General features: G+C 66.0%; 1 pseudogene. It reads right to left on the bottom strand.

Annotated features, from left to right (window positions below):
- A pseudogene (locus ACFE67_RS05440) lies at nucleotides 1-496 on the bottom strand (hypothetical protein); the annotation flags it as partial.
- Nucleotides 497-871: the final 375 nt, after the last annotated feature.

Below are 871 nucleotides of genomic sequence, written 5' to 3'. Positions count from 1 at the left end.
GTTTTTCGACAACCTCGGGCAACCGCAATTTGCCTTCGAGCGCCTGTTCGATCAGTCGATCGAAGTTGGTCGTGAGGATGACGCGTATGGCACCGCGCGCGACAAGCTCAGCGACCGCATGGTGCGCGGGTCCGGGGATCTTGAGCCCCTCGGTCCGGTCTTCGTCCGTCGGCTCGAAGAATCCAGCGAGGAGCGCTCGGCGCATTGCCGGCGTCTGGCCGAGCGATTCCAGCAACACGGAGTAGCCGAGCGTCTCGCCCGAGCCGTGGTCAGCCCACCACCCTTCGATCGCCTCGTCATCGGCGTCCAGAGCGAGCGGCGACTCCGAAGCTGCCGCTGCACGGAGCACGAGCTGGCGGAGCACACCCCACCCCGTGGGCACTCCTGATGCTGTCGAGACACCGGAACCAAGCAGTAGCGCGTAGACGCCCGGCTGCGCGTGCATCGAGGTCGCGAGCGCCGTCAGCGGGTCGAGGCCAACGGTGTGATCCGTCATGACCAGAGAGTAGAAGGGGCCTCGGACGTCGTCGAAGCGGCGAGGCTACGCCACATCAGAAGCCCGGTAGGTGCGGCAAGGCCACATCGCCGGGCAGCGTGGTTGCCGGGACCTCGACGACCACGTCGTCGCGCCAGGGAGTCGCGTTCGCGATCGCCTCGTGGGTTCACCTCGCCAAGTCCCGATCGAAGTCGTCCGAGGCTGAAGTAGGGGTGGCTTTCGAACTTGTGACCTGGCGCGCCGACGGAGGAATGACCGATCGCTCGTCGGCAGCGGGCAACACGCAGGAACACGACCACGAGGACGTCACGTGCTGCGCTTGAAGCAGCTGCTTCTGGCTCATCCCGTCTGGTTGGCCCCGTTCCGACAGCATCC

It is taken from the genome of uncultured Amnibacterium sp., assembly GCF_964244015.1.
GTDB lineage: Bacteria > Actinomycetota > Actinomycetes > Actinomycetales > Microbacteriaceae > Amnibacterium.
Note: the sequence above shows the minus strand (reverse complement) of the source record. Positions and strands in the feature narration are given on the sequence as shown.